The sequence below is a fragment of the Dokdonia pacifica genome (assembly GCF_900188275.1).
GTDB lineage: Bacteria > Bacteroidota > Bacteroidia > Flavobacteriales > Flavobacteriaceae > Dokdonia > Dokdonia pacifica.
Genome location: NZ_FZNY01000004.1, coordinates 158,892 through 171,831, shown reverse-complemented (window position 1 = coordinate 171,831; position 12,940 = coordinate 158,892). Strand labels below are relative to the sequence as shown.

Here is a 12,940-nt window from a genome sequence, read left to right as displayed (position 1 = left end):
ATACAGAAATATCTTACTATCTAAATACTTTACTTAACTGTTAGTCTGCTTTTATAAAAGCAGACCAATTTTTTTAGAAATCACACTAATTATCAGCTTTTATCTTTTCTAACTGTTTGATAAAGTAGGAGGGATAAATACCATATACTTTAAAAAAAGTTTTTGAAAAAGATTCGGCAGTTTTAAAACCACATGTTTGACCTATTGCTTTTACGGTATACTTCCTGAAAGTAGTGTCTTGTTTTAACTTATTAAATGCATAAGCGACACGCAATTGTTTTATATAGGTAGAGAAACTTGTTTTTTTATAGTAATTGATCACCTTTGACAGATAACTATTATTTGTACCTAAGCTATCTGCTAGACTATGTAAAGTAACATTTACATTTATATAAGATTCATCCTTTTCAAAGACCTGCAATTTTTCTAAAATATCATCTATGGTTTCTTGTGGAATCTCTATAGATTCTTCTTTTGTTACACTTTTTAAAGGTGTTTCTCTTACGATGACAGTACCGTCATTGTCTTTATTAATAATATCCAAAAATCGTTTTTTATATAAACGCCTTTTCTGATATTGAAAAATAGCTATTCCTAAAATTAAAAATATGGCTCCAAAACCTATTATATTATATAGCCTAGATTGTTTTTGATCGTTTTTTAATTTGCCAATAAGAATATCACGACCTTCTACCAACTTTGGTATTTCGTAACGCTTTATAATTTCCTTATTTAATGCTCTATAGTTTTTGTTTAAAAAACTATCAACTGTGATTAGTTTTTGAGTGTACTCTAACTCTTCTTCTATATTATTATGTTCTTTATAATACTTAATGATGTGTTGATAGCCTCCTATATGCTCTGGAAGAATGTCTTTATTAACTTCAAAAAGGCTGTCTACTTTTTTATAATAAGCAACTGCTCTCTCTTCATTACCTGATAATAAATTAGTTTTTCCTAAAAAATAATAGCCCGCAGAAATTAATCGTTTATCTGTTTTATTATCAAATTTTGATATTGCCTGTGATAATTGGGCTTCAGCTTCTGTATAATTTGTTGTATAGGTTTCAAGTATTCCATTGAGTAATAAAAACTTATTATAATTCACACCACCTCTCGTGGTATTTTCATCTATTAATCCTAATCGGGTATATACTCTTGCAGAATCTAAAAAATTTGTTTTCCGATAAGAGTTTGCAAGAGAATGCAGTACATTGAAATACATTTCAGGATTTTCTTCCCTAAAATTATTGTCAATTACATATTTCCAACAACTTTTAATTAAAGTAAGTGCTTCTTCATTTTCATCAATTTCTATTTTTAAAATTCCAATAGCTTGATTTAATAAAAATTCTAAATATTCCTTATTATCACCCTTATTATAGGTTAGTGCTTGTAAAAAGTTATCTAATGCTAATTTAAACTGTCCCCTTTTATGGTAATAAGCTCCCTTATCATAATAACTAACGGTAGGAAAGTTTTTATTTCTAAAATTTTTAGAGATGTCTATTATAGAATCTAGAAAAGCTAACCGTTTATCTTCATTATATTCTAATAATGATCTATAGTAATATCCATTTACTAATTGTGATTGATCCTTATCAATTTTAGCTTTATTAAAGTAGATATTAGCATATAGATGAGCTTGAATCGTATCTTTTTGAATAAAATTAGTTAGAAAACCATTTCGTAATTCTTCATACGCTTTTTGATGAAGTGAATCTGCAACTGATTGTCCATATAAAAATGGCATAACAAAAACTCCTAACACTATTTGAAACAGGGGGTATCTAACACACATATATATAGTATTTCTATAAAAGAGGCTATGTATTACTGGAAATGAGGTATTTAAAGATAGCTTTTTGAGCTTAGTTTCACAACAACACTAAGTATCTTATTATCAATTATTTAGCGTAAATATAAAAGAGTCGCTTTTTATAAAAGACGACTCTTTTTTTATAAATGGCTCAGATACAACCTTTTGAATACTCCTTAAAATTAGAAACATTTGATGTATCGAAATGGCCATCAAGTTTTAATTATTAATCAAAATCTTATTTATTATGAAACGTAATTTCTTTATTATAAGAACTCTTGTTTTAGTGTTATTCTTCATCATGAGTTGTAGCGATGACAATAGTGAATTATTGTTAGACGAAACACAGCAGTTAAAAACACTAAAAGCTGATTTTCCAAATGTTTATGAGCAAGTTGATATAGGCTCCTATCAAACCTATAGTGTCAACGTTCCAGACAAAGGCATCATAAATGTAGAAGCATATAAAATACATAATGAAAATTCTTTACAGAGTTATTATGTAGAAATGGATGGAAGAAAATTAATTACCTCAATTACTGACAAGGCAATTATTCAAACCAACATTGAGACTAATCAACAATTTATAATTCCTAGAGTATATAACAATGAATCAAAAAGATTAGTTCCTGATTTTGAAAAAGCACAATCTGGATTTATTCATAAAACAAGCAGTAGCAACCCATCTGAAGTTGGCGTATGTGAGTCATTATGTTGGGCAGGTTATGTTGGGTGTATGATAGGTTGTGGGGTAACAGGAATCACGATTGCCATTCAAGACACTATTCTACCAGGAATTTATGATGTAATAGGAGTGGGAGTCTTTACAGCCTGCGCAATTGCATGTGAAGTCGTTTTAGATGTCTGTCTAGATCTTTGCTAATAATACTATTAATCAAACATAACAATCATCTTTTCATAAACAACACACTGTTTTAAAAATAAATTAAAAATAACCATAGAGATAAATTATCTCTTCAAAAACCAAGAATCATGAAAAAAATTATCACAACACTATTTGTATTAATTGCGAGTATTTTAATATTCTCATTTACTGTAAATCCAAAAGAAGAAACATCCTATAGATCTATTCAAGAGTTAAGTTCAGATGCTCGTTTTATAGGATTATTACAAGATCAACTTCAATTAGTAAATAAAGCAAAAGACTTAAAAACATTAGCAAGCTATGATTCTAAAGAAAGTTTAAGTAATGCTGATATTAATAAGATTTCAACGCTTGCAGGATATAAAAGTAGAGCAGATTATGAACGTGCTCTTAAAAGTAAGATAGCGGTTATAAAATCACTTGAAAAAGATTATAACATAAGTAAGTATTCTAAAAGCCAGCTAAACCAAATAGGTCTAACAACTATGAATAGTAGAAACTTTAAAGCGGCATTACCAGTAATTATTGACGACGGAGATGTTGGAGGTAATACGAATGAATGTTTAGAACTTTGCGCAGATGCTCGTACAGCATGTTATGCCGTTGCGACTACAGCAGCCGTTGCCGCACATATTGGATGCGGTGCTGCTGATGTAACAGTGATCTTAGGTATTGCTTGTCATACAGCAGTTCTCGCAGCACAGGCAGCTGCTCTTCACCAATGTGATGTAACCTATGCACAATGTGTTAACGGTTGTTAATGATTAATACAAATCATTCATAGTTCAAATTTAGAACACCTCATAGCAACGTATAATTCAAAAGGTGTCTTGGTACATACATAATCTCTAAGGCACCTTTTATAAAAACAATAGTATGAAATACACATTACTTATCATTTTTTGTTGCCTACCCTATTTTAGTTTTGCTCAATCTAGCACTAATGATACAATTGTTACAGCTAAAACTAGTTTTAAAGGAAGGCATTGCAGAGGAACACATGGACTTTGTAATATGGACGCTAATGTAAAAGAGGCTGATCTAAATACAACTATTACATATGATCATATAAACAATACGATACTACTACTTATTAATCGTCCCATGTTGAATGAAGAAGAGGAATTTCTAATACTAAGAGAGAATCTACAAGACAATACTCCTAGTACTGAATTGTATTATCTCATGGATGATGATTTTATTATACCTAACACCATTGCACAACAACTTCAAATAGGAAGGGAAGATATTATAATTCATAAAGGATTATATCCCTTAACCATTTTTGATGATACGATTACCATCTCATTTAAATTACAGTAGTATGATACCCTTTATAAAACACACAATCATATTATCAGCTATACTTATAACTAGTAATATATATGCTTCTACAAACAATGACTTAGAAGAAAAAATCAATATAATCCTTGTCGAATGGGCTAATGAGGTTTCTGAAATCACAACTTATTATGATGACATTAGGAGTGATATTTATACCGATATTTCTAACATATCTATCTCTCAAAAAAAAGCTACGACAATCAATCAAAAAATTAATTTACTCCTTTTAAAAGAGGAACTAACCGAAAAATTAAAAGTAAATAATTTATCAGAAATCTCTGATGTAAGTAAAATCAGGTATCTAAAAGGATTGCAAATTATCAAACTACTATATGAAAAGATGCTGTCATTAGATCATCATTTTGCATCTGTAGCAACATTTAACGAAATAAACAATCTAAGCAATCCAAATTACTACCCAAGGTTTGTAAAGCATAAAGAAGATATTAGAAGTAACGCAAACAAAAAACAAGGCTTTAATCTCACAGAAATATTAGGAGATAATATATACACATCTGTTGTACATTCTTTAGTGTCGTTATTTACTAGTAATGCTCCAAAATATGAAAAGGAAACAAACATCAAAGAGATTGAGTGTATCTTAGATTTTACATTACGTATGCACACAGATCTAAAAACTATCTATTTTGAAACAGCATTTTTACAAAAGAGTAATGATAATACTATTGATCAACTAGAGCAATTATTTGTAGATTTTACAAAGCCCATAAAATATCGTGTTCCCTTAAAAGAATGTAGAAATACGGATGACTGGTCAAGTATTCATGATCATTTAGGCACCTATATAGATGCGTTAAACGAAGCCATTCTAGACGAAAGTAAACGTTACAAAGCCCATAAAATGCAAGTTAATTTAGAATTTCCTATTGATAGACTTTTACAATTTATTACGCAATACAATAGTTTCATTGATCAGGGCGGAAAATTCTATGAAAAGTTTGGCATTATGCTTAATAGCTATGAAAATGAAAAGCAGTGTAGTACTGAAATTCCTATAGAATATAAAAAGCTAAAGGAAAATATCATTATTGCCATTGAGAAATTTAATACTGCATATAAACCCGTAGAAATTAATGGGAGTAAAATGAAAGAAATCTTATATGGTATAAGTGAATATGATTAAAACGTATTCATGTTATATACGCTTTCGCGAAAGCGTATAAAAACGACTATAAATTAAAAGTAAAAACCTCGACACAAAAGTGCATCGAGGTTTTATATTACAAGATTTTTAACTTTATAGGAATGAAATTATCCTCCAAAGTCATCAAATCGGATATTCTCATCTGGAATCCCAAAATCTTCTCCCATTTTCTGAACGGCATTGTTCATTAATGGAGGACCACAGAAATATAACTCAATATCTTCAGGAGCTTCGTGTTTACTCAAATACTGATCTATCACTACTTGGTGAATAAATCCTACAAATCCATCTCCTTCTCCTTCGGTAGTATCTTTTACTTTCCAATTATCTTCTTCTAAAGGTTCAGAAAGTGCTAAGTAAAATTTGAAATTTGGAAATTCTCTTTCTAATGCTCTAAAGTGCTCTAGATAGAATAACTCACGCTTAGAACGACCTCCATACCAATAGGTAACTGTACGTCCAGTTTTTAGTGTTTTGAATAGGTGATATAAATGCGAACGCATTGGTGCCATTCCTGCTCCTCCACCTACATATAACATTTCAGATTCAGATTCATTAATAAAGAATTCGCCATAAGGTCCAGAAATAATTACTTTATCACCTGGTTTTTGGGCAAATATATAAGAGGATGCAACACCTGGGTTTACATCCATCCATTGATTTTTAGCACGATCCCATGGCGGTGTAGCAATACGAACATTCAACATAATCTCACGTCCTTCTGCTGGGAAAGAAGCCATAGAATAAGCTCTCTCTACAGTTTCACTATTCTTCATCACAAGTGGCCATAAACCAAACTTATCCCACTCTGCTTGGAATTTGTCTGGTGTATCATGCTCTTCCGGATGCGCTGTAATATCTATATCTGAATACTTAATCTCGCAATCTGGAATTTCAATCTGAATATATCCTCCTGCTTTATATCCCATATCTTCAGGAATCTCAACAACAAATTCCTTGATAAAAGAAGCAACATTATAATTACGCACCACCGTAGCTTCCCACTTTTTAATTCCAAATACTTCTTCTGGAATTGTGATATTCATGTTTTGCTTTACTTTTACTTGACAAGCAAGACGTGCTCCATGAGCCAGTTCTTTACGGCTAAAGTGAGGTGTCTCTGTAGGCAATGCTTCTCCTCCACCTTCTAATACGTGGCATTCACATTGAATACAAGTTCCACCACCACCACATGCAGATGGTAAGAATATTTTATTATTACCTAAGGTAGATAATAGTGTTCCTCCAGAGGCAACTTCTACTTCTTTTTCTCCATTAATTGTAATGGTCACTGGTCCTGAAGGAGATAATTTTTGTTTTGTAAATAATAGTAATCCCACTAATAATAGTGTAAGTACTAAAAAGGCAACAATCGTGGCGATTATAACGCCAGACATACTAGCAACTAATAACATATGATTATTCTTTTTCGTTTGTAGTTAAAACTAGCTCATCACTAGCCTCTTTTGTCATTTCTTTTACAGGAGCAACTTCTGCTACTGGAGTAGTCTCTTCTTCTTCATCACCACCAGTTAACATCCCTCCAAAACTCATAAACCCAATAGCCATAAGTCCTGTAATAATAAATGTAATCCCTAACCCTCTAAGTGGTGCAGGCACATTTGAATATCTAATTTTTTCTCTAATTGCAGCAATCGCTACAATCGCTAAAAACCATCCAATTCCAGAAGATATTCCATAGTTCAATGCTAAACCTGCACTTTGGATATCTCTAGATTGCATAAATAATGATCCTCCAAGAATGGCACAGTTTACAGCAATAAGTGGTAAGAAAATACCTAATGAGTTATATAGTGATGGAGAAAACTTTTCTACTACAATTTCTACCAATTGTACCATGGTTGCAATAGTTGCAATGAATAAAATAAAGGATAAGAAACTCAAATCGTAATCTGCATATTCAGGTCCTAACCAAGTTCCTAAAGCTCCATCTCTCAATATGTATTGATCCAAGTACCAGTTTAAAGGAACCGTTACTGCAAGTACAAAAACAACAGCAGCTCCTAATCCAACAGCTGTGCTTACTTTTTTAGATACAGCTAGGTATGAACACATCCCAAGGAAGGTTGCAAATACCATGTTATCTATAAAGATAGATTTAAAAAATAATTCAACGTGTTCTAACATATTATATATTTTGAATGTTTCGCTTTCGCGAAAGTGTATTCAACATCCTTTTAATTTTCTTCAATTAATGCTTTATTACGGCTACGTTGAACCCATATAATAAGTCCAACAACAATCAATGCCATAGGTGATAATAACATAAACCCATTATTTTCATACCCGATTGAATACAATCCTGTTGGTCCTGTTACTGGATCACCTATTGGGTCTCCTAATACTTTAAATCCAAGTAATGTACCTGACCCTAAAAGCTCTCTAAAGAATCCTACAATAATTAATATTACACCATATCCAAGAGCATTTCCTATTCCATCAAGGAAAGAACGCCAAGGACCATTTCCTAAAGCAAAGGCTTCAAAACGTCCCATAATGATACAGTTTGTAATAATAAGTCCTACAAATACTGAAAGTTCTTTACTCAGAGAGTATGCATACGCTTTTAGAACTTGATCTACTATAATTACAAGTGTTGCAACAACAATTAACTGTACAATAATTCTAATTTTAGAAGGAATGATATTTCGCATAAGCGAGATCACTACGTTTCCTACTCCCAGTACAAATAATACTGAGATAGACATTACAATAGATGCTTTTAATTGTGCTGTAATTGCTAATGCAGAACAAATACCTAATACTTGTATTGTGATTGGGTTATCGTCTGCTAATGGATCAAGAATTAACTTTTGATCTTTTTTTGATAGTAATCCCATAATATTATTTCATTTTTTGAATATGAGGAATATATGACTTCAATGTACTTTTTATCATCGCGCTTACACCATCTCCTGTGATAGTTGCGCCTGCAAGTGCATCTACTTCATTATCATCTTTTGTATTATTAATTGGATCATTATTTCCTTTGGCAACAGTAATACCTGCATATTTATTACCATTCATGATTTGTTCTCCAATAAAATCATCCATGAAATAACGTTCTTTAATATTTGCACCTAATCCTGGTGTTTCTCCTTTGTGATCAAAGAAAGCTCCTTGGACAATAAGATTTTCATCTAAAGCAACATATCCCCAGATAGCGTCCCATAGTCCTTTTCCATACATAGGAATTACGTAGAATTTTTTTCCATCACGTTCTCCTACAAAAAGAGGTAACTTACGTTCACTTTTAGAAAGTTTACTTTGCTTTTTCATATCTACTTTAAAAGCATCTTCACCATCAAGAGCTTTCCCATTTTGGAAAACAAAACTTTCTTTAATAAATGATGTGTATGCCTCTTCTACTTTATCTGTTGGAATAAAGTTTACGGCACCTGTATCATCTCCATTTTCATGGACTCCCATTGCATAGAGAATGTTTTGTTGCTTTTCAAAACGTTCATTTTCTTTAATCGCAGGTTTTAAACCTTGAGCGAGTCCAGCTAAAATACCTCCTACAACAATTACCATAACTGTTGCAAAGATTACTGTATATGCGTTTCCGTCTGTCTTTGCCATGATTATGCTGTTTTAACTTTTAGACGTTTCATTCTTTTCTTCACATTCCCTTGTACCACATAATGATCAATAGTAGGAGCAAATACATTCATAAGAAGTATCGCTAGCATTACACCTTCTGGGTATGCTGGGTTAAATACACGAATCATTACAGAAATAAATCCTGCTAAGAAACCGTATATCCATTTCCCTTTATTGGTTTGTGATGCAGTTACAGGATCTGTTGCCATAAAGACCATTCCGAAAGCAAAACCTCCTATAATAAGGTGATGCCAGAATTCTGTACTCATTAGGCTATAAAATTTACTGCTTTCTGTAATCCATTCTTGACTAACGACACCGTTAAATATAAGTCCCATTGCCAGACCTCCTAATGCCATAGAAAGCATAATTCTCCAGCTTCCTATTTTTGAGAATATTAAAAATAATCCTCCTAATAAAATCAAGATGGTAGACGTTTCTCCTACAGAGCCAGGAATAAATCCTAAAAACATATCTGCCACATCGTAGTCAAAAGGTTTGTTTTGAGCAAGGCTTCCTAAAATAGTTTCTCCTGAAATGGCATCTGGTCCTCCAGCAAGTTCTTTGGCTTCTGTTACCCATACCTTATCTCCAGACATCCATGTTGGATATGCAAAGAATAAGAAAGCACGAATCGTAAGTGCTGGATTTAAGATATTCATTCCAGTACCTCCAAACACTTCTTTTCCTATCACAACACCAAATATTACAGCTACAGAAAGCATCCATAGTGGAGTATCTACTGGCACAATTAAAGGCACTAACATTCCTGTTACAAGATATCCTTCTTCTACCTCATGACCTTTAATCACTGCAAAAATAAATTCTACAAGAAGTCCGACTCCATATGAAATAACAACAAGAGGTAATACTTTCCAAGCGCCTTTGCTAAAGTTTTGCATACTCCAAAAGTCTCCGCTAAAGAAGCTTGTTGCGCTTTCTATCTCTCCAGCTGCAAGGTAGTGCTGGTAACCCGCATTAAAAATACCGAAGATTAAACATGGCACTAATGCCATAATCACCGTATTCATAGTACGTTTTAGATCATCTACTGCTCTAATATGAGAACCACTATGGGTTGTCTCATTAGGGCTGTATAAAAAAGTATGAATTGCATTAAATGCAGGGGCCATTTTCTTGCCCTCATACTTCATTTTAATTTTATGTAAGTTTTGTTTTAATCCCATCACTTATCCTATTTCATTATACATCAAGTCAAGACCTTTTCTGATAATGTCTTGGTGTGGTTGTTTTGATACGCAAATAAATTCTGTAAGTGCAAAATCTTCTGGTGCCACCTCATACATTCCTAAAGCTTCCATCTCATCAAGATCATTTACCATACAGGCTTTTAAGATTTGTAATGGATAAATATCTAGAGGAAATACTTCTTCATAATTACCAGTAACTACAAAAGCACGATGTTCACCATTTGTATTGGTATCTAGGTCGTACTTCTTTTTAGGTTGCATCCAAGAGAATGTTAATGCCCTAGATGGTGATATTTTATTAAAAACAGGCTTATTCCATCCGAAGAATTCATAATCGTCACCTTCAGGAATTGCTACAAACTCATTTGCATAATACCCTAAGGCACCATCTGGTTTTATTTGATTACCTGTAAGAACGTTTCCAGAAATAAATCGATTGGTATCTCCATCTACTCCAGCATCGTAAGCAAACGTAGATACTTCTGCTCCGATAATTGTTTTATAATAAGATGGTTTCTTTACTCCTGAACCAGCTACAGAAATGATACGAGTTGCATTAAATGTACCTGTAAGTAGTAATTCACCAATAATAACAAGATCCTGAGCAGCTACTGTCCATACAGTTTCTCCTTTATTTACAGGATTTAGTTTATTTATGAGTGTTCCTACATTTCCAGCAGGGTGTGGTCCTTTTACAGTGTGTGTTACCACATGATTCATTCCTGAGAATATAGCGTTACTAGATCCAACAGAAATATGTACTCCGCCTGAAGTAAGTGCATTTAAAGCTGTTAATGCTGCTTGCAACGCTGCTTCTTTACCAGAAAGAACAAAATCCAAATCTGGAGCGAGTGGTGCTGTGTTGTGTCCAGAAATAAATATAGCCTTAGGCTCATTTGCTGGATTTGCAATCACATCGTATGGGCGTTGTTTGATAAACGGCCATAATCCATTGGATAATAGTTTTTCTTTAATGGCTTCTGGAGATGCAGAAGCACTTAATTTTCCAAAATCTCTAGATCCTCCTGAGTAATCTGCTTCAATCACAAGATCGGTGATCACACGACGTGCCCCACGCTTAATCTCAACAAGTGTTCCTGCTACAGGAGACACAAAACGTATTTGTTCTTGGGATTTTGAAAAGAATAATTCGTCGCCAACTTGAAGTTTTGCTCCTTCTTTGACAACCATTTTAGGAGTAACCAGATGAAAATCTGAAGGTCTGATTGTAATCGTTCTTGATCGTGGCCCTTCAGAAATGCTTTTTTCTGCTTCGCCCACTAATCGTATATCTAGACCTTTTTTAATTCTAATGTCTTTTGACATATGTCAGTAGATTTTTGTTATCTAAAACCTTACTATTTTAAGGTGCGCAAATTTACAAATTTCTATACGTTTTTTCGACCCGTAAAATTGGGATCATATTATTTATAACCATTCTAAATAAATAAAATTAAATATCCCTAAACAAATCACAAACATAAAGTATGTTTAAAGGCGTTTATTAGTAACAAATTAACGAATTAAGACGTATTTGTTTAAGGGTACGCTTTCGCGAAAGCATAAAAAAAATCAATCTATTTCTCGGTATAGATTTTGATTATATTTGACCAATTAACGATCATCATATGAAATCACCCAGATTATTGTTTTTCTTTTTTGCGATTTTGTGCAGTAGTTTTTCTTTTGCTCAAATTGCAGTAGAAACTCCAGAACCTCCTTATATCAAGTCTATTCAATTTAGAGGAGATACCTTTTTAGGAGAATTACCTACCATAAAATTGGGAGATCCATTACAATTAAGTTTTGATGATATTATTGGAGATGAGCATGATTATTATTACAAGATCACGCATCATGATGCCGATTGGTCTCCAAGTAAACTAGCGCGTTCTGAGTTTATGAGAGGTATGGACAATGTACGTATCCTAAATATAGAAAACTCTGTTGCTACGTTACAGATGTACTCAAATTATGAATTAACCATTCCTAATAAGTTTACACAAGCACTTACCAAAACTGGAAATTACTTAATGAGTATATATAGTGAAGAGGGAGAACTTGTCTTTTCTAGGAAGTTTATGATCTATAATCCACAGTTTGCAGTAGGTGTACAAATTAAAAGGTCTAGAGATCTTAATTATGTAAACACAAAACAAGTCGTACGTTTTTTTGTAGATGGAGGTGAGCAGCCTATCATTAATCCTAGACAGAATGTAAAAGTGGTGATTTTACAAAACAATAATCTTAAAACTGGTATTACAGGTATTAAACCTCAATTTACAGTAGGTAATAAATTAGAATATCGTTATGATCAAGAAACTGCTTTTTGGGCGGGGAATGAGTTTTTTAATTTTGAAAACAAAGATATACGTGGAGCAACAGCAGCTATCCGATATATAGAACTTAAAAAACTATACCACAACTATCTTTACACAAACCTTGTTCGTGCTGACGTACCTTATACGTTTAATCCAGATATTAATGGAAACTTTGTAATTACTACGTTACAAGGCAGAACTCCTCGATCGGAAGCTGAGTATGCTTGGATTCATTTTAGTTTAGATCATACAGAAGTAGAAGAAGGAAAAGAAATACATGTATATGGTAATTTTAACAATTACGTAACCAATAAACATACAAAGCTTGTGTATAATCCTAAAACATATAGGTATGAATTGCCTATGCTATTAAAACAAGGGTTTTATAATTACAAATATGTATTGGTAGAAGAAGATGGTACTATTAATAGAGAAAAAGCCATTAGTGGGAATTATTGGCAAACAGAAAATGATTATCAGGTATTAGTATATTACCGTCGTCCGGGAGGACGTTTTGATGAATTAGTGGGGTTAGGAAGTAGTAACTCTTCTGTCATTACTAATTAACAC

12 protein-coding genes are annotated in these 12,940 nt (G+C 32.7%); 5 read left to right on the top strand and 7 right to left on the bottom strand.

The window, feature by feature from the left end:
* Positions 1 to 85: 85 nt before the first annotated feature.
* The gene (locus CHB80_RS13260) at positions 86 to 1,753 is read right to left on the bottom strand and encodes a helix-turn-helix domain-containing protein (protein ID WP_179218164.1); all 1,668 of its coding nucleotides are present in this window, start codon (positions 1,751 to 1,753) and stop codon (positions 86 to 88) included.
* Between the two features lie 313 nt (positions 1,754 to 2,066).
* Between CHB80_RS13260 and CHB80_RS13255 the strand changes: the two genes are divergently transcribed.
* The 4 genes from CHB80_RS13255 to CHB80_RS13240 all read left to right on the top strand — a co-directional run bounded on the left by CHB80_RS13255 (position 2,067) and on the right by CHB80_RS13240 (position 5,193).
* Positions 2,067 to 2,702, top strand: a complete 636-nt coding sequence (locus CHB80_RS13255; RefSeq protein WP_089371974.1) for a hypothetical protein — start codon at positions 2,067 to 2,069, stop codon at positions 2,700 to 2,702.
* 110 nt (positions 2,703 to 2,812) lie between these two features.
* Positions 2,813 to 3,466 (top strand): hypothetical protein, encoded by a 654-nt coding sequence (locus tag CHB80_RS13250; protein WP_089371973.1) that lies wholly within the window; start codon positions 2,813 to 2,815, stop codon positions 3,464 to 3,466.
* Positions 3,467 to 3,581: 115 nt separating this feature from the next.
* Complete coding sequence (locus CHB80_RS13245; protein ID WP_089371972.1) at positions 3,582 to 4,028, top strand: hypothetical protein; 447 nt, start codon at positions 3,582 to 3,584, stop codon at positions 4,026 to 4,028.
* A gap of 1 nt (position 4,029) precedes the next feature.
* The gene (locus tag CHB80_RS13240; RefSeq protein ID WP_143337131.1) at positions 4,030 to 5,193 is read left to right on the top strand and encodes a hypothetical protein; all 1,164 of its coding nucleotides are present in this window, start codon (positions 4,030 to 4,032) and stop codon (positions 5,191 to 5,193) included.
* A 128-nt stretch (positions 5,194 to 5,321) separates the two neighbouring features.
* Here the strand turns inward: CHB80_RS13240 and nqrF are convergent, their stop codons facing one another.
* Genes nqrF through CHB80_RS13210 form a run of 6 tightly spaced genes read right to left on the bottom strand, consistent with a single transcriptional unit; the run spans position 5,322 to position 11,375 of the window.
* Positions 5,322 to 6,629 (bottom strand): NADH:ubiquinone reductase (Na(+)-transporting) subunit F, encoded by a 1,308-nt coding sequence (gene nqrF / locus CHB80_RS13235; protein WP_089371970.1) that lies wholly within the window; start codon positions 6,627 to 6,629, stop codon positions 5,322 to 5,324.
* A gap of 4 nt (positions 6,630 to 6,633) precedes the next feature.
* The gene (nqrE, locus tag CHB80_RS13230; protein WP_089371969.1) at positions 6,634 to 7,362 is read right to left on the bottom strand and encodes an NADH:ubiquinone reductase (Na(+)-transporting) subunit E; all 729 of its coding nucleotides are present in this window, start codon (positions 7,360 to 7,362) and stop codon (positions 6,634 to 6,636) included.
* A gap of 50 nt (positions 7,363 to 7,412) precedes the next feature.
* Entirely contained in the window at positions 7,413 to 8,075 is a 663-nt protein-coding gene (locus tag CHB80_RS13225) for an NADH:ubiquinone reductase (Na(+)-transporting) subunit D (protein ID WP_089371968.1), read from the bottom strand.
* A gap of 4 nt (positions 8,076 to 8,079) precedes the next feature.
* Positions 8,080 to 8,817: a Na(+)-translocating NADH-quinone reductase subunit C gene (locus CHB80_RS13220; protein ID WP_089371967.1), complete on the bottom strand. Its 738-nt coding sequence runs from the start codon at positions 8,815 to 8,817 to the stop codon at positions 8,080 to 8,082.
* 2 nt (positions 8,818 to 8,819) lie between these two features.
* Positions 8,820 to 10,025, bottom strand: coding sequence for an NADH:ubiquinone reductase (Na(+)-transporting) subunit B (locus tag CHB80_RS13215; RefSeq protein WP_089371966.1), 1,206 nt, complete (start codon positions 10,023 to 10,025; stop codon positions 8,820 to 8,822).
* Between the two features lie 3 nt (positions 10,026 to 10,028).
* Positions 10,029 to 11,375, bottom strand: a complete 1,347-nt coding sequence (locus CHB80_RS13210; RefSeq protein WP_089371965.1) for a Na(+)-translocating NADH-quinone reductase subunit A — start codon at positions 11,373 to 11,375, stop codon at positions 10,029 to 10,031.
* A 302-nt stretch (positions 11,376 to 11,677) separates the two neighbouring features.
* On the opposite strand from CHB80_RS13210, the gene CHB80_RS13205 reads away from it, so the two are divergent.
* On the top strand, positions 11,678 to 12,937 hold the full coding sequence (locus CHB80_RS13205) for a type IX secretion system plug protein (RefSeq protein WP_089371964.1): 1,260 nt from the start codon (positions 11,678 to 11,680) through the stop codon (positions 12,935 to 12,937).
* Positions 12,938 to 12,940: the final 3 nt, after the last annotated feature.